The sequence below is a fragment of the Nocardioides caldifontis genome, from assembly GCF_008087345.1.
GTDB lineage: Bacteria > Actinomycetota > Actinomycetes > Propionibacteriales > Nocardioidaceae > Marmoricola_A > Marmoricola_A caldifontis.
Genome location: NZ_VHIB01000011.1, coordinates 56,643 through 77,529, shown reverse-complemented (window position 1 = coordinate 77,529; position 20,887 = coordinate 56,643). Strand labels below are relative to the sequence as shown.

At 69.4% G+C, this 20,887-nt stretch carries 15 protein-coding genes and 3 rRNA genes; all 18 read left to right on the top strand.

Features of this window, described 5'->3' with window-relative positions; genetic code table 11:
• The first annotated feature begins 6 nt into the window (after window positions 1-6).
• The 18 genes from FIP57_RS17535 (at window position 7) to FIP57_RS17450 (ending at window position 20,852) form a co-directional block, all read left to right on the top strand.
• Window positions 7-516 (top strand): arginine repressor, encoded by a 510-nt coding sequence (locus FIP57_RS17535; protein ID WP_148574838.1) that lies wholly within the window; start codon window positions 7-9, stop codon window positions 514-516.
• 45 nt (window positions 517-561) lie between these two features.
• Complete coding sequence (gene argG, locus FIP57_RS17530; protein WP_148574837.1) at window positions 562-1,995, top strand: argininosuccinate synthase; 1,434 nt, start codon at window positions 562-564, stop codon at window positions 1,993-1,995.
• Entirely contained in the window at window positions 1,995-3,425 is a 1,431-nt protein-coding gene (argH, locus tag FIP57_RS17525; RefSeq protein WP_148574836.1) for an argininosuccinate lyase, read from the top strand. Before argG ends, argH begins: the two co-directional genes overlap by 1 nt.
• A complete protein-coding gene (locus FIP57_RS17520; protein WP_148574835.1) occupies window positions 3,409-4,026 on the top strand; it encodes a DNA-3-methyladenine glycosylase in 618 nt (205 codons plus the stop codon). The genes argH and FIP57_RS17520 overlap by 17 nt, the downstream gene beginning before the upstream one ends.
• A gap of 56 nt (window positions 4,027-4,082) precedes the next feature.
• A complete protein-coding gene (gene tyrS, locus FIP57_RS17515) occupies window positions 4,083-5,348 on the top strand; it encodes a tyrosine--tRNA ligase (RefSeq protein ID WP_148574834.1) in 1,266 nt (421 codons plus the stop codon).
• A 1-nt stretch (window position 5,349) separates the two neighbouring features.
• A complete protein-coding gene (locus tag FIP57_RS17510; RefSeq protein ID WP_238993562.1) occupies window positions 5,350-6,417 on the top strand; it encodes an alpha-hydroxy acid oxidase in 1,068 nt (355 codons plus the stop codon).
• Window positions 6,418-6,928: 511 nt separating this feature from the next.
• Window positions 6,929-8,449 (top strand): 16S ribosomal RNA (locus FIP57_RS17505).
• A gap of 340 nt (window positions 8,450-8,789) precedes the next feature.
• Window positions 8,790-11,891 (top strand): 23S ribosomal RNA (locus FIP57_RS17500).
• 86 nt (window positions 11,892-11,977) lie between these two features.
• A 5S ribosomal RNA gene (rrf, locus tag FIP57_RS17495) occupies window positions 11,978-12,094 on the top strand.
• The 16S, 23S and 5S rRNA genes sit together here, the layout of an rRNA operon.
• Before the next feature lie 77 nt (window positions 12,095-12,171).
• Window positions 12,172-13,086 (top strand): tetratricopeptide repeat protein, encoded by a 915-nt coding sequence (locus FIP57_RS17490; protein ID WP_148574833.1) that lies wholly within the window; start codon window positions 12,172-12,174, stop codon window positions 13,084-13,086.
• A gap of 111 nt (window positions 13,087-13,197) precedes the next feature.
• The gene (locus tag FIP57_RS17485) at window positions 13,198-13,593 is read left to right on the top strand and encodes a single-stranded DNA-binding protein (protein WP_148574832.1); all 396 of its coding nucleotides are present in this window, start codon (window positions 13,198-13,200) and stop codon (window positions 13,591-13,593) included.
• 54 nt (window positions 13,594-13,647) lie between these two features.
• Window positions 13,648-14,730 carry an HAD-IIA family hydrolase gene (locus tag FIP57_RS17480; protein ID WP_238993561.1) on the top strand — a complete coding sequence of 361 codons (1,083 nt, stop codon included), beginning with the start codon at window positions 13,648-13,650 and terminating at the stop codon, window positions 14,728-14,730.
• A 64-nt stretch (window positions 14,731-14,794) separates the two neighbouring features.
• Complete coding sequence (locus FIP57_RS17475) at window positions 14,795-15,016, top strand: hypothetical protein (RefSeq protein WP_203231328.1); 222 nt, start codon at window positions 14,795-14,797, stop codon at window positions 15,014-15,016.
• Between the two features lie 6 nt (window positions 15,017-15,022).
• Window positions 15,023-15,862, top strand: a complete 840-nt coding sequence (locus tag FIP57_RS17470; protein ID WP_148574831.1) for a TlyA family RNA methyltransferase — start codon at window positions 15,023-15,025, stop codon at window positions 15,860-15,862.
• Entirely contained in the window at window positions 15,859-16,842 is a 984-nt protein-coding gene (locus FIP57_RS17465; protein ID WP_203231327.1) for an NAD kinase, read from the top strand. The genes FIP57_RS17470 and FIP57_RS17465 overlap by 4 nt, the downstream gene beginning before the upstream one ends.
• A 2-nt stretch (window positions 16,843-16,844) precedes the next feature.
• A complete protein-coding gene (gene recN / locus FIP57_RS17460; RefSeq protein WP_148574830.1) occupies window positions 16,845-18,566 on the top strand; it encodes a DNA repair protein RecN in 1,722 nt (573 codons plus the stop codon).
• Window positions 18,567-18,702: 136 nt separating this feature from the next.
• Window positions 18,703-19,923, top strand: coding sequence for a putative cytokinetic ring protein SteA (gene steA, locus FIP57_RS17455; protein WP_148574829.1), 1,221 nt, complete (start codon window positions 18,703-18,705; stop codon window positions 19,921-19,923).
• Complete coding sequence (locus FIP57_RS17450) at window positions 19,920-20,852, top strand: copper transporter (protein ID WP_162529852.1); 933 nt, start codon at window positions 19,920-19,922, stop codon at window positions 20,850-20,852. The genes steA and FIP57_RS17450 overlap by 4 nt, the downstream gene beginning before the upstream one ends.
• Window positions 20,853-20,887 lie beyond the last annotated feature (35 nt).

Sequence of the window (20,887 nt, the reverse complement as noted above, 5' to 3'; positions counted from 1 at the left end):
ACGACGATGAACGGCGCCGCGGTCCCGGCCACCAAGGGCGCGCGCCAGCAACGCATCGCCGAGCTGCTGACCCGTCACCCGGTGCGGTCCCAGCCCGAGCTCGCCGAGCTGCTCGCCAAGGAAGGGCTGCACGTCACCCAGGCCACGCTCTCGCGCGACCTCGTCGAGCTCGGGGCCGTGAAGGTGCGGTCCACCTCCGGTGCGCTCGTCTACGCGGTGCCCGCCGAGGGCGGCGACCGTACCCCCCGGCCCGCACCGGAGAACGGCGCGGCCGAGCACCGGCTCTCGCGGCTGCTCAACGAGCTCCTGGTCTCCGCGGAGGCCTCGGCGAACCTGGTGGTGCTGCGCACCCCTCCCGGAGCCGCGCAGTTCCTCGCCTCGGCCATGGACCGCACCGAGCTCTTGCCCGTGCTGGGCACGATCGCAGGTGACGACACGGTGCTGGTGATCACCCGCGACCCGGCCGGCGGTGACCCGCTGGCCCAGCGGCTGCTGGCGCTGGCCGAGCACCCCTGACGACTACTTCACTCCACTTCGACAAGAAACCGAGGAACGACACTCGTGAGCAAGGTCCTCACCTCCCTCCCGGTGGGCGAGCGCGTCGGCATCGCGTTCTCCGGCGGGCTCGACACCTCCGTCGCGGTCGCCTGGATGCGTGAGAAGGGCGCGATCCCGTGCACCTACACCGCCGACCTCGGGCAGTACGACGAGCCCGACATCGCCGGTGTCCCGGACCGCGCCCTCGCCTACGGGGCCGAGATCTCCCGGGCCGTCGACTGCAGGGCGCCCCTGGTCGAGGAGGGGCTCGCGGCGATCGCGTGCGGGGCGTTCCACATCCGGTCCGGCGGCCGTGCCTACTTCAACACCACCCCGCTGGGTCGTGCGGTGACCGGGACTCTGCTCGTGCAGGCCATGCACGAGGACGGTGTCGACATCTGGGGCGACGGGTCGACCTTCAAGGGAAACGACATCGAGCGGTTCTACCGCTACGGCCTGCTCGCCAACCCGGTGCTGCGCATCTACAAGCCCTGGCTGGACGCCGACTTCGTCACCGAGCTCGGCGGCCGGACCGAGATGAGCCAGTGGCTGACCGAGCGGGGGCTGCCCTACCGGGACAGCCAGGAGAAGGCCTACTCCACCGACGCCAACATCTGGGGCGCGACCCACGAGGCGAAGACGCTCGAGCACCTCGACGTCTCGCTCGAGACCGTGGAGCCGATCATGGGCGTCAAGTTCTGGGACCCCTCGGTCGACATCGAGCCCGAGGACGTGACGATCCGGTTCGAGCGCGGCCGGCCCGTGGCGGTCAACGGCACGGAGTACACCGACGCGGTGGAGCTCGTCCGCACGGTCAACGCCATCGGCGGTCGCCACGGCCTCGGCATGTCCGACCAGATCGAGAACCGGATCATCGAGGCGAAGTCCCGGGGGATCTACGAGGCGCCCGGGATGGCGCTGCTGTGGATCGCGTACGAGCGGCTGCTCAACGCGATCCACAACGAGGACACCATCGCGACCTACCACGCAGAGGGGCGGCGGCTCGGCGTCCTGCTCTACCAGGGCCGCTGGCTCGACCCGCAGGCGCTGATGCTCCGCGAGTCCTTGCAGCGCTGGGTCGCCTCCCTCGTCACCGGTGAGGTGACGCTGCGGCTGCGGCGTGGTGAGGACTACTCGATCCTCGCCACCGAGGGGCCTGCGTTCTCCTACCACCCCGACAAGCTCTCGATGGAGCGCACCGAGCACGCCGCGTTCGGTCCGGTCGACCGCATCGGCCAGCTGACGATGCGCAACCTCGACATCGCCGACTCACGGACGAAGCTCGAGCTCTACGCCGGCCAGCCCTTCGACGAGGGTCAGGTGCTGGTGGAGAACGGGACGCTGTTCGGAGCCATCGAGGCCGGTGGCGGGGACCGCATCGCGGAGAACCCGCAGGTGGCGGGGGAGGGCGACGAGGGCGCCCTCGACCACGCCGCGATGGAGGCGGGCAACGACTGATGGCCGAGTCCACGACGGGATCCACCAACACGGGCAAGCTCTGGGGCGGCCGGTTCGCCGGAGGTCCCAGCCCTGCGCTCGAGGCGCTCTCGAGGTCGACGCACTTCGACTGGCGGCTGGCGTCGTACGACATGGCGGGGTCACGCGCCCACGCACGCGTGCTCCGCGGCGCCGGGCTGCTGACAGACGACGAGCTCGCCCGGCTCCTCGAGGGCATCGACGAGCTCGACCGGAGGGTGGCTGCCGGCGCGTTCGTCGCGGAGCCGTCGGACGAGGACGTCCACGGGGCACTGGAACGCGGGCTCGTCGAGCTCCTCGGTCCCGAGCTGGGCGGCAAGCTCAGGGCCGGACGGAGCCGCAACGACCAGATCGCCACGCTCTTCAAGGTCTACCTGCGCGACCACGCACGGACGATCGCCGGCCTGGTGCTCGACCTGGTCGACGCGCTCGCCGACCAGGCCGAGGCGCACCTCGGCGCCGTGATGCCCGGCCGCACGCACCTCCAGCACGCGCAGCCCATCCTGCTGTCCCACCACCTGCTCGCTCACGCCTGGCCGCTGCTGCGCGACGTCGGGCGGATCCGTGACTGGGACGCCCGGGTGGCCGCCGACTCGCCCTACGGGTCGGGCGCCCTGGCCGGCTCGAGCCTCGGGCTCGACCCGGAGGCGGTGGCACGTGACCTGGGCTTCACCGGCTCGACCGCGAACTCCATCGACGGCACCGCGTCGCGCGACTTCGTCACCGAGCTCGCCTTCGTCCTCGCCCAGATCGGGGTCGACGTCTCCCGGCAGGCCGAGGAGGTGATCCTCTGGGCCACGCGCGAGTTCGGCTTCGTCACGCTGCACGACGGCTACTCGACCGGGTCGAGCATCATGCCCCAGAAGAAGAACCCCGACATCGCCGAGCTGGCCCGCGGCAAGGCGGGACGCGTGGTGGGAAACCTGGCCGGGCTGATGACCACGTTGAAGGCCCTGCCCCTCGCCTACAACCGCGACCTCCAGGAGGACAAGGAGCCGGTGTTCGACTCGGTCGACACGCTCGAGGTGCTCCTGCCCGCGTTCACCGGCCAGGTGGCGACGCTGACGTTCGACACGGCGCGGATGGCGGAGCTCGCCCCTCAAGGGTTCTCGCTCGCCACCGACGTCGCCGAGTGGCTGGTCCGCGAGGGCGTCCCGTTCCGGGTGGCGCACGAGGTCGCCGGTGCGTGCGTGCGGGTCTGCGAGGAGCGGGGCATCGACCTCGACGAGCTCACCGACGAGGACTTCGCGTCGATCGACCCACGGCTGACGCCCCGCGTGCGCGAGGTGCTGACCGTCGAGGGCTCGGTCGCCAGCCGCGACGGCCGTGGCGGCACGGCGCCCGCCCGGGTGGCCGAGCAGCTCGCCGAGGCCCGCGCAGTCGCTGACGGGCACCGTGGCTGGCTCGGCTGACGAGCTGGCGCGCCCTGCGCTCGAGGTCGCGCCCCGGCTGCTCGGCGCCGTGCTGCGGCACCGCACCGAGGAGGGCACCGTCGCCGTGCGGCTCACCGAGGTCGAGGCGTACGCCGGCGCCGACGACCCGGGCTCCCACGCGCATCGCGGCCCTACCCCGCGCAACAGCGTGATGTTCGGACCTGCGGGCCACCTCTACGTGTACTTCACCTACGGGATGCACCACTGCTGCAACGTCGTCGTCGGCGAGGACGGTGTTGCGGCGGCGGTGCTGCTCCGGGCCGGCGAGGTGGTCGAGGGCGTCGAGCTCGCCCGGTCGCGCCGCGGACGGTCCACCGACCGTGACCTGGCGCGCGGGCCCGCCCGGCTCTGCCAGGCACTCGCCATCGACCTCACCCACAACGGCGCCGACCTCGGCTCCGGCGAGCTGACGTTGGAGCTCGGCCCTGCCGTCGCCGCGGCGCAGGTGGCGACCGGTCCGCGGGTCGGGCTGCGCCTCGCGGCCGACAACCCCTGGCGGTTCTGGCTCGTGGACGAGCCCACCGTCTCGGCGTACCGCCCGGCCGTCGTCCGCAAGCGTGGAGCGATGCGGCAGGCTTGAGCCGGTCCCGACGGGACGCACAGCCACACCACGGCACACGCACGGAAGGAGCACACGTGGCCACCAAGGACATCCTCGACGAGCTCGAGTGGCGCGGGCTGATCGCGCACTCGACCGACCTCGACGCCCTGCGCGCCGAGATGGCCGAGGGTCCGGTGAAGTACTACGTCGGCTTCGACCCCACGGCGCCCAGCCTGCACATGGGCCACCTCGTGCAAGTGCTGACCGCACGCCGCTTGCAGGAGGCCGGCCACGTGCCCTACCTCCTCGTGGGCGGCGCCACCGGGCTCATCGGCGACCCCAAGGAGTCCGGCGAGCGGACGATGAACCCGGTCGAGACGGTGCACGAGTGGGTCGAGAAGGTGCGCGGGCAGCTCGAGCCGTTCCTGTCGTTCGACGGCGACAACGCCGCCACCATGGTCAACAACTACGACTGGACGCAGAGCCTCTCGACGATCGACTTCCTGCGCGACATCGGGAAGCACTTCCCGGTCAACCGGATGCTCGCCCGCGACGTGGTGCGCACCCGGCTGGACAGCGGCATCAGCTTCACGGAGTTCGCCTACGTGCTGCTGCAGTCGCTGGACTTCCTGGAGCTCTACCGCCAGCACGGCGTCCACCTCCAGTTCGGCGGCAGCGACCAGTGGGGCAACCTCACCGGCGGCGTCGAGCTCATCCGCCGCGTGACCGGCGGTAGGGCGCACGCGTTCGCCACTCCGTTGATGACCAAGGCCGACGGGACCAAGTACGGCAAGACCGAGGGCGGGGCGCTCTGGCTCGACCCGGAGATGCTGTCGCCGTACGCCTTCTACCAGTTCTGGCTCAACGTCGAGGACGTGAAGGTGGGCGAGCTCCTGCGGGTGTTCACCTTCCTCGAGCGGGAGGAGATCCTCGAGCTCGAGAGGCAGACCGAGGAGAAGCCGTTCCTGCGCGCCGGTCAGAAGGCGTTGGCGGAGCACGTCACCTCGTTGGTGCACGGCACGGAGGAGACCGAGCGGATCAAGGCCGCCTCTGCCGCGCTGTTCGGTGGTGGGGACCTGCGCTCGCTGCACCCGGATACCTTGGGCGCCGCGCTCGCCGAGGCGGGCGCCGCCGCCGTGCCTGCCGCCGACGGGCTGCCCACGATCGTCGAGCTCCTCGTGCAGGCCGGGCTCTCGGAGAGCCGAAACGCTGCACGGCGGACGGTCTCCGAGGGCGGTGCCTACCTCAACAACGAACGGGTGACCGACCCCGAGCAGCGGCCGACGGCGGAGGACCTGATCGGGGGTTGGCTGGTGCTGCGGCGCGGGAAGAAGAGCTTCGCCGGTGTCCGGGTCGTGTGAGGTGCGGCCCCTGCGGTACGCCGACACCCTGGAGGAGGCGGCCCGGCGGGTGCTGCCCGAGGAGGTGCACCGCTACGTCGCGACGGGCGCCGGCCGGTCGATCAGCACCGGGGAGGCGACCGGCGCCTGGGACGCGATCCGCTTCGTCCCCCGTGTGCTCAGGGACGTCACCCGGGTGGAGCTGAGGACGACGCTGCTCGGCACCGAGGTGCGCTCGCCGTTCGGGATCGCGCCCACCACGCTCCAGCGCGCCGCGCACCCCGGCGGCGAGGCCGAGATGGCGGCGGGAGTCGCCGACGCGGGCGGGCTCCTCGTGGTCTCGAGCAACTCCGGGACCCCCTTCGAGGCGCTCTCGGAGACCGGGGCGGCCTGGTGGCTGCAGATGTACGTCACCGCCGACCGGCCGTCCACGGCCCCAGTCGTCGAGCGCGCAGTCGCTGCGGGAGCCCGTGCCCTGGTGCTCACCGCAGACACCCCGGTGGTGGCGGCGAAGGAGCTGGGGGAGCGCACGGTCTGGGACGCCGTGGAACCGGGGTGGCTGCGCGCGAACTTTCCCGAGCCCGACCCGGGCAGCGACCCGTCACGGCTCGAGAAGGCCCGTGACCTCGGGCCGCAGGACATCACCTGGCTGGTCGACACCTTCGGGTTGCCGGTCGTGGTCAAGGGCGTGCTCCACCCGGCGGACGCACGTCGTTGCGTGGACGCCGGTGCCGCGGCGGTGTGGGTGTCGAACCACGGGGGGCGCCAGCTCGACCAGGTCGTCTCCTCCGCGGAGGCGCTGGGCGAGGTGAGCGCCGAGGTCGGCGACGAGGTCGAGGTCTACGTGGACGGAGGAGTGCGCCGCGGGGTGCACGCACTCGCCGCGGCCGCCCTGGGCGCGCGTGCGGTCTTCCTCGGACGGCCGGCGCTCTACGCCCTCGCCGCCGACGGCCGCACCGGTGTCGCACGGCTCCTCGGTGACCTGGCGGGCGAGCTCGAGGAGGCGCTGCGGCTCAGTGGCCACGTGGCGCCGGAGGGAGTCGGCCGCGACCTCCTCCACGGTCGCGGACCCGGCCTGGACCGGCTGTGACCCAGGGCACGCACCCCCGATTTGACGGTGCTTGGACAGGCCCCGTAATGTTTCACCTGTCGCCAGGGAGCGGCGGGACGCAAGACCCTCAGAGGTCGGGCGGCCGGCCCCAAGGCGGAACCCCAACTCTTCTCTACCTCAGCCGAGGCGGGATGGGCGCGCGCAAGCGAAGTCCAGCTCAAGTCGGCGGTACAGATGCGTCGGGGGCCGGGCAGAACCGCCGATTTGACTCGGTCAGAACGGCCCGGTAAGTTTGACCAGGTTGCCCCGGGGCAAAGCCGAAAGGCCGAGCACGGTGCGCGCTTGATCCTTGAGAACTCAACAGTGTGCCAAAAGTCGACGAATTAATTTGTAACGCCCCGTCGACAGGCTGCGAGATCCAGGCAACTGGTTTCTCGATGCTTGTAGACGGTTCCTTTGGTAAGAACCGGTCCCTGATTCCTGGGGACCACTCTTGCCGGGATACTCCAAAGAGTCGATGAACGGTCCTCGGACCGACCATCAAAAGATTTCAACGGAGAGTTTGATCCTGGCTCAGGACGAACGCTGGCGGCGTGCTTAACACATGCAAGTCGAGCGGTAAGGCCCCTTCGGGGGTACACGAGCGGCGAACGGGTGAGTAACACGTGAGCAATCTACCCATCACATCGGGATAACCCCGGGAAACCGGAGCTAATACCGGATACGACCACCTCAGGCATCTGATGGTGGTGGAAAGTTCAGGCGGTGATGGATGAGCTCGCGGCCTATCAGCTTGTTGGTGGGGTAACGGCCCACCAAGGCTTCGACGGGTAGCCGGCCTGAGAGGGTGACCGGCCACACTGGGACTGAGACACGGCCCAGACTCCTACGGGAGGCAGCAGTGGGGAATATTGGACAATGGGCGAAAGCCTGATCCAGCAACGCCGCGTGAGGGATGACGGCCTTCGGGTTGTAAACCTCTTTCAGCAGGGACGAAGCGAAAGTGACGGTACCTGCAGAAGAAGCACCGGCCAACTACGTGCCAGCAGCCGCGGTAATACGTAGGGTGCGAGCGTTGTCCGGAATTATTGGGCGTAAAGGGCTCGTAGGCGGTCTGTCGCGTCGGGAGTGAAAACTCAGGGCTTAACCCTGAGCCTGCTTCCGATACGGGCAGACTAGAGGTATGCAGGGGAGAATGGAATTCCTGGTGTAGCGGTGAAATGCGCAGATATCAGGAGGAACACCGGTGGCGAAGGCGGTTCTCTGGGCATTACCTGACGCTGAGGAGCGAAAGTGTGGGGAGCGAACAGGATTAGATACCCTGGTAGTCCACACCGTAAACGTTGGGCGCTAGGTGTGGGACTCATTCCACGAGTTCCGTGCCGCAGCTAACGCATTAAGCGCCCCGCCTGGGGAGTACGGCCGCAAGGCTAAAACTCAAAGGAATTGACGGGGGCCCGCACAAGCGGCGGAGCATGCGGATTAATTCGATGCAACGCGAAGAACCTTACCTGGGTTTGACATATACGAGAAGCCTCTAGAGATAGAGGTCTCTTTGGACACTCGTATACAGGTGGTGCATGGCTGTCGTCAGCTCGTGTCGTGAGATGTTGGGTTAAGTCCCGCAACGAGCGCAACCCTCGTCTTATGTTGCCAGCACGTAATGGTGGGGACTCATAAGAGACTGCCGGGGTCAACTCGGAGGAAGGTGGGGATGACGTCAAGTCATCATGCCCCTTATGTCCAGGGCTTCACGCATGCTACAATGGCCGGTACAAAGGGCTGCGAAACCGCAAGGTGGAGCGAATCCCAAAAAGCCGGTCTCAGTTCGGATTGGGGTCTGCAACTCGACCCCATGAAGTCGGAGTCGCTAGTAATCGCAGATCAGCAACGCTGCGGTGAATACGTTCCCGGGCCTTGTACACACCGCCCGTCACGTCACGAAAGTCGGCAACACCCGAAGCCGGTGGCCCAACCCTTGTGGAGGGAGCCGTCGAAGGTGGGGCTGGCGATTGGGACGAAGTCGTAACAAGGTAGCCGTACCGGAAGGTGCGGCTGGATCACCTCCTTTCTAAGGAGCAACTGGAGAGCCTCGAGCTCTTCCAAGCCGCCGGTTTCATGGACGAACGTTCCATGGCCGGCAATGCTCACTAGTGGAACGTCGACTATTTGGCCGCACACCTGACGCCTCGTCAGTACAACCAGCCACCTCGGTGGCCGGAGTGGAACCTCGAGGAACACGGTGGGCAGTCAGGCACACTGTTGGGTCCTGAGGGATCGAGCAATCGATCTCCTCCGGGTCATCATCACCGCGAACTACCACTCGACGAGGGTGGCAAGCGCGGGTTCGATGGTGGAACCGCCCGTTACTTGAGAACTACACAGTGGACGCGAGCATCTTTAGTAGTAAATGACAAGCTACTAAGGGCACATGGTGGATGCCTTGGCACCAAGAGCCGATGAAGGACGTAGGAGCCTGCGATAAGCCCCGGGAAGTTGGCAACCGAGCTGTGATCCGGGGATTTCCGAATGGGGAAACCCAGCTGGAGTCATGTCCAGTTACCTCTGCCTGAACACATAGGGCAGTTGGAGGGAACGTGGGGAAGTGAAACATCTCAGTACCCACAGGAAGAGAAAACAACAGTGATTCCGAGAGTAGTGGCGAGCGAAATCGGAAGAGGCCAAACCTCAGTAGTGTGATAGCCGGCAGGCGTTGCTACTGAGGGGTTGTGGGGCCGTCGAGCCAGTTCTGCCGGACCGGCACAGAGTAAGAAACCATCGTTGAAGTCGAAGCGGATTGGAAAATCCCGGCGTAGAGGGTGATACCCCCGTACACGTAAGACGATGGCTCTGCGACGTCACCCCAAGTAACACGGAACCCCTGAAATTCCGTGTGAATCTGGCGGGACCACCCGCTAAGCCTAAATACTCCTTGGTGACCGATAGCGGACAAGTACCGTGAGGGAAAGGTGAAAAGTACCCCTGGCGGGGAGTGAAATAGTACCTGAAACCATGTGCCTACAATCCGTCGGAGCGAGTCTTCGGACTTGTGACGGCGTGCCTTTTGAAGAATGAGCCTGCGAGTTTGCGTTGTGTGGCGAGGTTAACCCGTGTGGGGCAGCCGTAGCGAAAGCGAGTCCGAATAGGGCGATCCAGTCGCACGACCAAGACCCGAAGCGGAGTGATCTATCCATGGGCAGGTTGAAGCGCGGGTAAGACCGCGTGGAGGACCGAACCCACCAGGGTTGAAAACCTGGGGGATGACCTGTGGATAGGGGTGAAAGGCCAATCAAACTCCGTGATAGCTGGTTCTCCCCGAAATGCATTTAGGTGCAGCGTTGCATGTTTCTTGCCGGAGGTAGAGCACTGGATGGCCGATGGGCCCCACAAGGTTACTGACGTCAACCAAACTCCGAATGCCGGTAAGTAAGAGTGCAGCAGTGAGACTGCGGGGGATAAGCTCCGTAGTCGAGAGGGAAACAGCCCAGACCATCAGCTAAGGCCCCTAAGCGGTGACTAAGTGGAAAAGGATGTGGAGTCGCACAGACAACCAGGAGGTTGGCTTAGAAGCAGCCACCCTTGAAAGAGTGCGTAATAGCTCACTGGTCAAGTGATTCCGCGCCGACAATTTAGCGGGGCTCAAGTCATCCGCCGAAGCTATGGCATTCATGCACGTATCCAGGCCTTCGTGGTCCAGGAGCATGGATGGGTAGGGGAGCGTCGTATGGCGAGTGAAGCGGCGGAGTGATCCAGCCGTGGACGCCATACGAGTGAGAATGCAGGCATGAGTAGCGAATGAAGAGTGAGAAACTCTTCCGCCGAATGATCAAGGGTTCCAGGGTCAAGCTAATCTGCCCTGGGTAAGTCGGGACCTAAGGCGAGGCCGACAGGCGTAGTCGATGGACAACGGGTTGATATTCCCGTACCGGCGAAATAGCGCCCATGACGAACCTGATGATGCTAAGTGTCCGAAGCCGCGGGACTCCTTCGGGAGACCGTCGGTGGAGCACACGACCCAAGTCAGTAGTAGTCAAGCGATGGGGTGACGCAGGAAGGCAGCCCAACCGTGGCGATGGTTGTCCACGGGCAAGTGCGTAGGGCGAGGTGTAGGCAAATCCGCACCTCACAGGCCTGAGACACGACGCGGAGTCCTTATGGACGAAGTGGGTGATCCTATGCTGTCGAGAAAAACCTCTAGCGAGCTATGAGCCGCCCGTACCCCAAACCGACTCAGGTGATCAGGTAGAGAATACCAAGGCGATCGAGTGAACCATGGTTAAGGAACTCGGCAAAATGCCCCCGTAACTTCGGGAGAAGGGGGGCCGGATCCGTGAGAGGGCACGCTCCTCAAAGCGGTGATGGCCGCAGAGACCAGGCCCAAGCGACTGTTTACTAAAAACACAGGTCCGTGCGAAGTCGCAAGACGATGTATACGGACTGACTCCTGCCCGGTGCTGGAAGGTTAAGGGGACGGGTTAGCTCTTCGGAGCGAAGCCCAGAACTTAAGCCCCAGTAAACGGCGGTGGTAACTATAACCATCCTAAGGTAGCGAAATTCCTTGTCGGGTAAGTTCCGACCTGCACGAATGGAGTAACGACTTGGGCGCTGTCTCAACCGTGGACTCGGCGAAATTGCACTACGAGTAAAGATGCTCGTTACGCGCGGCAGGACGGAAAGACCCCGGGACCTTTACTATAGCTTGGTATTGGTGTTTGGTTCGGCTTGTGTAGGATAGGTGGGAGGCTTTGAAGCACGGACGCCAGTTCGTGTGGAGCCAACGTTGAAATACCACTCTGGTCGTACTAGATATCTAACCTAGGTCCGTAATCCGGATCAGGGACAGTGCCTGGTGGGTAGTTTAACTGGGGCGGTTGCCTCCTAAAATGTAACGGAGGCGCTCAAAGGTTCCCTCAGCCTGGTTGGCAATCAGGTTTCGAGTGTAAGTGCACAAGGGAGCTTGACTGTGAGAGTGACAACTCGAGCAGGGACGAAAGTCGGAACTAGTGATCCGGCGCTGGCATGTGGAAGCGGCGTCGCTCAACGGATAAAAGGTACCCCGGGGATAACAGGCTGATCTTCCCCAAGAGTCCATATCGACGGGATGGTTTGGCACCTCGATGTCGGCTCGTCGCATCCTGGGGCTGGAGTAGGTCCCAAGGGTTGGGCTGTTCGCCCATTAAAGCGGCACGCGAGCTGGGTTTAGAACGTCGTGAGACAGTTCGGTCCCTATCCGCCGTGCGCGTAGGAAACTTGAGAAAGGCTGTCCCTAGTACGAGAGGACCGGGATGGACGAACCTCTGGTGTGCCAGTTGTTCTGCCAAGAGCACGGCTGGTTAGCTACGTTCGGAAGTGATAACCGCTGAAAGCATCTAAGCGGGAAGCACGTTTCAAGATGAGGTTTCCCACCGGGTAACCGGGTAAGGCCCCCAGTAGACGACTGGGTTGATAGGCCGGAGGTCGAAGGTAGTAATACACGGAGCCGACCGGTACTAATAGGCCGAGGGCTTGTCTTACTCTCAAGATGTTGCGCGTCCACTGTGTGGTTCCTGAGTCACGGTCGGTGACCAGGTTCCTGGTCCCACCCATAACTCAACAGAGTTTCGGCGGCCATAGCGAAAGGGAAACACCCGGCTCCATTCCGAACCCGGAAGTTAAGCCTTTCAGCGCCGATGGTACTGCAACCGAGAGGTTGTGGGAGAGTAGGACGTCGCCGGACATTCTTTTCGTAGAGGCCACCTTCGGGTGGCCTCTACGCTTTTTTCATCCCGATCTCGCAGCTCGAGGAGCGAACTCATGACCGACGAACCGCGCGGCACCGGTGGCCGCGGCCAGCGGAAGCCCGGCGATTCCCGGGGACGCCCTGCCACGAGCGCGTCGGGCGCCGGCGGGCGGCGCGGAGGCGACCGTCGGGGCGGCGAGCGGCGTGGAGGCGAGCGTCGTGGTGGCGAGCGTCGCGACCAGCGTCGCGACCAAGGGCGTCCGCCGCGCGATCGCGCCGAGCGGACCGCCGAGCAAGCTCGGTACGACGGGCCGGAGCTGCCGGAGGAGATCACCGGGCAGGAGCTCGACCGCAACGTCCTTGCGCAGCTGCGCGGGCTGCCGGACAAGCTTGCCGCTCGGGTGGCGCGCCACCTCGTCGCGGCCGGCCAGCTGATGGACACCGACCCCGAGACTGCGTACCAGCACACCCTTGCGGCGCGCGCTCGTGCGGCGCGCGTCGCGGTGGTGCGCGAGGCGACGGGTGAGGCGGCCTATGCGGCTGGGCACTTCGCGGAGGCGCTCTCGGAGTTCCGTGCCGCCAAGCGGATGAACGGCGCCATCGACTACCTGCCCGTGATGGCTGACTGCGAGCGTGCGCTCGGTCGCCCCGAGCGGAGCCTCGAGCTGGCGAAGAGCCCGTCCGTCGAGAAGCTGCCGGACGACCAGCGGATCGAGATGACGATCGTGGAGGCGGGTGCGCGGTACGACCTCGGCGAGGTCGACGGCGCGCTCCGCACGCTCGAGAACGCCCCGCTGAAGTCGATCGCGCGGGAGGACTGGGTGGTGAGGCTGCGGTACGCCTACGCGGACCTGCTCCTCAAGGCCGGACGGCGGGACGACGCCATCGAGTGGTTCCACCGCACCGCCGGGATCGACAGCCGTCAGATCACCGACGCTGCGGAGCGGATCGAGGAGCTCGAAGGGACCGGCTCCTCCCCGGAGGAGTAGCAGGCCGCTCCGCCTCCACAGCGTGACGACCCGGCGCGTCGTCCACGGCCGGCATCACCCCATGGGGCACGAGGGCGCACCCGCCGCGAGGCTGGGGCGAGGAGGTGACCGATGGGAAGGAAGATCAAGGACGAGGCTGCCGCGGGTGCGGACGCGACCTCGAGGAACGTGGTCCGGCTCCGGGGCCGCGTCTCGACCGGGGCAGAGGAGCGTGAGCTGCCCAGCGGCACGACGATCGTGTCGGTGCGGCTGTCGCTGCTGCGCGGGTCGACGCCGATGACCAGCGGCTCCCGCCAGACCCACGACTGGGTCGACTGCTCGGTGTGGGGTGGGCGGGCTCGGCGGACGGTGGCCGGGTGGCGCGCCGGCGACGTGGTCGAGGTCGAGGGCGCGCTGCGCCGCCGGTTCCACCGCGGTGGCGGGGCGACCTCGACGCGGTTGGAGGTGGAGGTGCTCTCCGCCCGGACGGTGAGCAGGGCCCCGGTGGCGTCGCCGGGTGGTGGCTAGGGTTCGCGTGGGCTCGGCGACGGCCGGTCCGCGCGAGAGGGAGGGCGGCAGCCGATGGCCACGGGACCGGAGCAGCTCGAGGAGTCCACGGAGCCGCTCTGCGACGCCTACGACCTCGCGATGCTCGACCTGGACGGGGTGGTGTACGTCGGGCGTCACGCCGTCCCTGATGCGCCCGGTGACCTCGCGGCCGCGTCGGCGCGGGGGATGCACCTCGCCTACGTGACCAACAACGCCTCACGGCCGCCGGCGGCGGTGGCTGCGCACCTGCAGGAGCTCGGCATCGGCGCGGCCCCGGAGGACGTCGTGACGTCGGCGCAGGCGGCCGCCCGGCTCGTGGCCGAGCGCGTCCCCGCGGGCGCCGCGGTCTTCGTGATCGGCGGCGCCGGGCTCGTCGAGGCGCTCGAGGAGCTCGGGCTGCGGCCCACCCAGGCCATCGACGACGGGGCCGTCGCGGTGGTGTCCGGGTACGGCCCCGACCTGCGGTGGCGCACGATCATGGACGGCGCGATGCTCGTGCGCGAAGGCCTACCGTGGGTGGTCTCGAACACCGACATGACCGTGCCGACTCCGCGCGGGCCCGGCCCCGGCAACGGCGTGCTGGTCAAGGCCGTCGCGGACTACGCGCAGGTGGAGCCCGTGGTGGCCGGGAAGCCCCGGCCGCCGCTCTTCCACGAGACGCGGCGACGGGTCGGCGGCGAACGACCGCTCGTGGTCGGGGACCGGCTGGACACCGACATCGAGGGAGCGCGGCTGGCCGGCTATGACAGCCTGTTGGTGATGACCGGCGTCACCGACCTCGCCCAGCTCGTCACCGCCGAGCCCGGACGGCGTCCGTCGTACGTCGCGGGCACGCTCGCCGCGCTGCTCGAGCCGCAGCCGCGGCCCATCCGCACGGCCGCAGGGTGGAGCTGTCGGCGGTGGCGGGCCACCGTCACCGACGGGGTGCTCGAGCTCCGCGCCGACCAGGGCGACCGGCTCCCCGCGGAGCCCCGCGGCCAGGACGCCGACGACTGGTGGCGGGTGGCCGCAGCGGCCGGCTGGGAGCACCTCGACACGAACGGGACGCCGGTGGACGTGGCCGGGGTGGAGCTTCCCGGCAGGTCGCCCACCGTCCCGGCTGCGGGCAGGCAGTAGCGTGGAGCGCGCCCGGCCAGCCGGGCCCGTACGACGACCACGACCCGAGGTGCAGGAGCACGCCGTGAGCGAGCAGCCGGAGCGAGAGCCGACCGTGGACCGCGTGACCACGCCTGACGTCGCACCGGGGCTCGCCGCACCCCGCACCGGGCACGAGCAGGTCGACGCCGCGCTGGGGTCGCTGGAGGGGCTCGACGAGCTCCCGGTCGACGAGCACGTGGCCGTGCTCGAGCAGGCGCACGCCTCGCTGCGGGACGCCCTCAGCCGCCCGGTCGAGCCTGCCTGACCCCTCGTGCCCCGCCGGTTGCGCCTCGACGCCGAGCTGGTCCGCCGGGGGCTGGCCCGCTCGCGCGACCATGCCGCGGAGCTGGTCGCCGGCGGCCGGGTCAAGGTCGGCGGCACCGTGGCCGCGAAGCCCGCGACCGGGGTCACCACCGACGTGGCGATCGTGGTGACCAGCGACCCCGACCGCCCCGACTACGTCTCGCGCGGCGGCCACAAGCTCGCCGGCGCGCTCGCCGCCTTCGAGCCCGCCGGACTGACCGTCGAAGGGCGGCGCTGCCTGGACGCAGGCGCGTCGACGGGCGGGTTCACCGACGTGCTGCTGCGGGCAGGGGCGGCGGAGGTCGTCGCGGTGGACGTCGGCTACGGCCAGCTGGCCTGGTCGCTGCGGCAGGACCCGCGCGTCCGGGTGCACGACCGCACCAACGTCCGTGACCTGACCCCGGAGCTCGTCGGCGGGCCGGTCGACGTCGTCGTCGGCGACCTCAGCTTCATCTCGCTGCTGGTGGTGCTCGACGCCCTCCTCGGGGCTTGCGCGCCCGGCGCCGACCTGGTGCCGATGGTCAAGCCGCAGTTCGAGGTCGGCAAGGACCGGGTCGGCAAGGGCGGGGTGGTCCGCGACCCGGCGCTGCGCGCCGAGGCCGTGGTGCGGGTGGCGGACGCCGCGGCGCAGCGAGGGTGGGGCGCCCGGGCGGTGACGACCAGCCCGTTGCCGGGGCCGTCCGGCAACGTGGAGTTCTTCCTGTGGCTCGCCGAGGGGGCTCCGCGGGTGACCGCCGAGGAGATCGAGGCGGAGGTGGCGCGTGGACCCCACGTCCTGGGGGTGGCCGGTGAGAAGGTGGACCCGTGATCGACGACGGCCAGCGGCGGGTCTTCCTGCTCGTGAACACCCGACGGGAGAAGGCCGTCGAGGTGGCGCAGCAGTTCTGCACGGCGCTGACCACCTCGAGCATCGTGGTCCGGATGCTCGCCGAGGACGCGGCCGAGGTGCGGCCGGCCGAGGTCGGTGACCCGTGCGTGGAGGTCGTCGAGCCGTCCGACGACGCCTCGGCCGGCTGCGAGCTGGTGCTGGTGATCGGTGGCGACGGGACGATCCTCCGCGCCGCGGAGTTCGCCCGGGAGTCCGGCACCCCGCTGCTCGGGGTCAACCTCGGTCACGTCGGGTTCCTCGCCGAGGCCGAGCAGGAGGACGTCGAGCACACGATCGACGCGATCATCGCCCGCCGCTACGAGGCCGAGGAACGGCTGACGATCGACGTCTCGGTCTACAACGACAACCAGCTGGTCTGCTCCACCTGGGCGCTCAACGAGGCGAGCGTCGAGAAGGCGGCCCGCGAGCGGATGATCGAGGTGGTCGTCGAGGTCGACGGCCGGCCGCTCTCCCGGTGGGGGTGCGACGGGGTCGTCTGCTCCACGCCGACCGGGTCGACGGCGTACAACTTCTCGGCCGGCGGGCCGATCGTGTGGCCGCAGGTGCAGGCGCTCCTCCTGGTGCCGCTCTCGGCCCACGCTCTCTTCGCCCGGCCCATGGTGGTCGCCCCCACTTCGGTCCTCGCGGTCGAGGTGATCGCCCACACCGAGGGCGCGGCGGTGCTCTGGTGCGACGGCCGACGCACCGTCGACCTGCCGCCGGGCGCCCGCATCGAGGTCCGGCGGGGCCACGCCCCCGTCCGGCTCGCGCGGCTTCACCTGGCCCCCTTCACCGACCGGCTGGTGGCCAAGTTCGAGCTGCCGGTCACCGGGTGGCGCGGGGGAGCGGAGCGGCGCCGTGCCGGGCGCGAGAAGCTCAGCGCGTCGCAGCGCGACGACCTGGCTGACGGGGGAGGGTGAGGATGCTCGAGGAGCTGCGCATCACCGGGCTCGGCGTCATCGACGAGTCCGTGCTCGAGCTCGGACCCGGGTTCACCGCCATCACCGGTGAGACCGGGGCCGGCAAGACGATGGTCGTGACCGCGCTCGGGCTGCTGATGGGCGGCCGCGCGGACAGCGGCGCGGTGCGCACGGGTGCCCGGAGCGCGCGGGTGGAGGGCGTGGTCCACGTCGACGGGCTCCGCGCCGTGCACGAGGTGCTCGACCAGGTCGGCGCCGAGGTCGAGGAGGGCCGGCTGGTGCTGGCCCGCCAGGTCAGCGCGGAGGGCCGCTCGCGAGGGTTCGCCGGCGGCGCCGGAGTGCCGGCCGCGACCCTGGGCCGGCTCGCCGAGACCCTCGTCGCGGTGCACGGCCAGTCCGACCAGCACCGGCTGCTGCGCGCCGGAGCCCAGCGGGACGCGCTGGACCGGTTCGCCGGCGCCGCGACGGCCGAGCTGCGGGAGCGCTTCGGCCGCGAGCACGCCGAGCTGCGGGCGACCGAGGCCGAGCTGGCAGACGTGCGGGCCACGGTCCGCGAGCGGGCCCAGGAGGCCGACCTGCTGCGGTTCGGGCTCGACGAGATCGAGAAGGTCGCCCCCGCGCCGGGGGAGGACGCCGAGCTGGCGGCCGAGGAGAGCCGCCTCGGGTTCGCCGACACCCTGCGCACCGCCGCCGAGCAGGCCCGGGCGGTGCTCTCCTCCGATGACGGCGGTCCCGACGCGCTCGGCGCGGTCGGCGCCGCCCGCCGGCTGCTCGACGGGGTCCGCGAGCACGACCCGCAGGCCGCCGAGCTGGCCGACCGGCTCGCCGAGGTGAGCTACGTGCTCTCGGACCTCGCCGCCGACGTGGCGTCGTACGCCTCGGGGGTCGAGACCGACCCGGTCCGGCTCGCCGCCGTCTCCGAGCGCCGGGCGGCGCTGACCGCACTCACCCGGAAGTACGGCGACAGCCTCGACGAGGTGCTCGCCTGGGCCGAGCGCTCGTCGAGGAGGCTGCTCGAGCTCGACGACACCGACGGGCGGATCGCCGGGCTGACCGAGCGTCGTGAGGAGCTCCTCGCGGCCCTCGCCGCCACCGGTGCTGCGCTCACCCGTGAGCGCACCGAGGCCGCCGCCCGCCTGGGCGCCGCGATCACCGAGGAGGTGCACGCGCTGGCGATGCCGCACGCCCAGGTCAGCGTCGTCGTCTCCCAGCAGGAGGACCCCGACGGCATCGAGGTCGAGGGGCGTCGGCTCCGCGCGACCTCGACCGGGTTCGACGAGGTGGAGCTGCTCCTCGCCGCCAACGTAGGCGCGGAGCCGCGGCCACTGCACAAAGGGGCGTCCGGGGGCGAGCTCTCCCGCGTGATGCTCGGGCTCGAGGTGGCGCTCGCCGGCTCGGACCCGGTCCCGACGTTCGTCTTCGACGAGGTCGACGCCGGGGTCGGCGGCAAGGCCGCCGTCGAGGTCGGACGCCGGCTGGCCGCGCTCGCCCGGAGCTCCCAGGTGCTGGTGGTGACCCACCTGCCCCAGGTGGCGGCGTTCGCCGACCGGCACGTCGTCGTCGCGAAGAGCCAGGACGGGACCGTCACCACCTCCGGGCTGACCCTGCTCGACGACGAGGCGCGGGTGCGGGAGCTCTCGCGGATGCTCGCCGGGCTCGAGGGGTCGGAGACCGCGCGGGCGCACGCCGAGGAGCTCCTGGAGGCGGCGCGCGCCGGACGGTGAGGCGGCGCCGGTCGTGACGCGCCGACGGCAGCGGGTCCGCGGCGCGCGCGGCCGGGCCGTGCAACCATGACGCAGCCATGCCTTTCCACCCAGCCGCGGACCCGTCCCGACGCAGCCCGGGCAGGAGGCGACCCGGATGAGGTTCTCCCGCCGGCACCCCGAGGACGAGGGCGAGGCCGTCGCCGAGGGCACCCTGAGGGTCGACCGCCGGCTCGCCTCGCTCCTGCGCTCGCTTCGCCCCGGTGACATCGCCGTCGTCGACCACCTGGACCTCGACCGGCGGGCGGCGGACGCGCTGCTCGACCACGGCGTGAGGGCGGTGGTCAACGCGTCGCCGTTCATCTCCGGCCGGTTCCCGAACCTCGGCCCCGAACGGCTCGCCACCGCCGGCGTCGTCCTGGTGGACCAGGTCGGCGCCGACGCGTTGGCGAAGGTCAAGGACGGCGCCCGGGCGAGGATCGTGGGCGGGAGGGTGCACGTCGGCTCGACGGTCGTCCTCTCGGGGCGGCTGCTGACGCTCGACGACGTGCGCGAACAGATGGACGCGGCTCGGGAGGGGTTGAGCGCGCAGCTGCAGTCGTTCGCCCACAACACGACCGAGTACCTCCGCCGCGACCAGGACCTGCTCCTGCACGGCCTCGGCACCCCCGACCTGCGCACCGACATGGACGGGAAGCCGACGGTCGTGGTGGTGCGCGCGTTCGACCACGCCGAGGAGCTGCGCCGGATCAAGGAGTTCGTCCGGGAGCAGAAGCCGGTGCTGGTCGGGGTCGACGCCGGGGCCGACGCCCTCCTCGAGGTGGGGTGGCGCCCCGACCTGCTCGTCATCGGCGAGCAGGGGATCTCCGGCGGCGACGGCAACCCGCCGGTGTCCGAGAAGGCCCTGAGGAAGGCGCGGGAGGTCGTCCTCCACACCGACTCCTCGCGGCGGGCCCCGGGTTCGGAGAAGCTCGACCGGCTCGGCGTCCGCGTTGCGCCGATGGCCGCCGAGGGCACGACCGAGGACGCCGCGCTGCTCCTCGCCGACATCAAGGGCGCCTCGCTCATCGTCAGCGTCGGCACGCACGCGACGCTCGACGAGTTCCTCGACCGGCACCACGGCGGCCTCGCCTCCACGTTCCTCACCCGGCTGCGCGTCGGGCCCCGGCTGGTCGACGCGCGGAGCGTGCCGTCCCTGTACGCCGGGCGGGTGCGGCTGTGGCAGCTCGCGGTCGTGCTCCTCGCGGGGCTCCTGGCCCTGCTCGCCGCGGTGGCCACCACGCCTCGCGGCGAGGACTGGCTCGACGAGCTCCGCACCACCGTCCGGACGGCGCCGGTCACCGGTCCCGTCGACAGCAGCCCAGGAGTGCTCCTGTGATCTCCTTCCGCTACCACGTCGTCTCGCTGCTCGCGGTGCTGCTCGCGCTCGCCGTGGGCATCGCGGTCGGCAGCGGCCCCCTGCAGCGCGACGACGACGGCGGCGACGGGGACGAGCCGTCCGGCGCCGCGGAGTCGGAGGTCTCCGAGCTGGAGAGCCGGCTGGCCTTCTACGACGAGTACGCACGGGCCTCGACCGGTGCCCTTCTCGGGACTGCTCTGCAGGGGCGCGCCGTGACCCTGCTCCTGCTGCCCGGCGCGACCGACGCCGCGGTGACCGACGCGGCTGACGCGGTCACCAGCGCCGGCGGGACGGTGACGGCCCGGGCCGTCCTCGACCAGCAGCTCCTCGACGTCGGCGAACGCCAGCTCGTCGAGCAGCTCGCCGCCCAGATGGCCGAGCAGGCGGGCCGGGCGGTCGAGGTGCCCGGCGACGCGAGCGGCTACGAGGCGATGGGGTTGCTGATCGCCCACGCCCTCGCCACCACCACGCCGGCCGGACAGCCGCAGGACGAGGCGGGGGAGTCGGTGCTGGCCGGGCTCGCCACCGCCGAGCTCGCCGAGGTGCAAGGCGACCTCGACCGGCGGGGGAGCCTCGTCCTCGCCGTCGGCGGTCCGCCGTACGGCAGCGCGGACGAGCGGCAGGGCGCCGGCACGATCCTGGCCACCCTGCTGACCGCGATCGACTCGCGCAGCGACGGGGTCGTGCTCACCGGTCCGCTCGCCTCGGCGGGCGAGGACGGGTTGGTCGGCGCGCTGCGTCGCGACCCGGTCGCCGCCGCGCAGGTCTCGACCGTGGACGTCGGCGGGACGGTCGGAGGCGCCGTGGTCTCCGCGATGGCGCTCGCGGGCGAGGGGGCCGGTCGGAGCGGCCACTACGGCAGTAGCGCCGCGGCCGACGGTGCGGTGCCCGGGGCCGGCGGCGAGTGATCCGTCGCTCGCGGACGGCGTGGATTCACCGTTTC

Excerpts from the sequence above, each read along its gene's own strand:
- FIP57_RS17535 (WP_148574838.1), top strand. The coding sequence starts at position 7 with ATGAACGGCGCCGCGGTCCCGGCCACCAAGGGCGCGCGCCAGCAACGC.
- FIP57_RS17490 (WP_148574833.1), top strand. The coding sequence starts at position 12,172 with ATGACCGACGAACCGCGCGGCACCGGTGGCCGCGGCCAGCGGAAGCCC.
- FIP57_RS17480 (WP_238993561.1), top strand. The coding sequence starts at position 13,648 with ATGGCCACGGGACCGGAGCAGCTCGAGGAGTCCACGGAGCCGCTCTGC.
- FIP57_RS17485 (WP_148574832.1), top strand. The coding sequence starts at position 13,198 with ATGGGAAGGAAGATCAAGGACGAGGCTGCCGCGGGTGCGGACGCGACC.
- steA (WP_148574829.1), top strand. The coding sequence starts at position 18,703 with ATGAGGTTCTCCCGCCGGCACCCCGAGGACGAGGGCGAGGCCGTCGCC.
- argH (WP_148574836.1), top strand. The coding sequence starts at position 1,995 with ATGGCCGAGTCCACGACGGGATCCACCAACACGGGCAAGCTCTGGGGC.
- recN (WP_148574830.1), top strand. The coding sequence starts at position 16,845 with ATGCTCGAGGAGCTGCGCATCACCGGGCTCGGCGTCATCGACGAGTCC.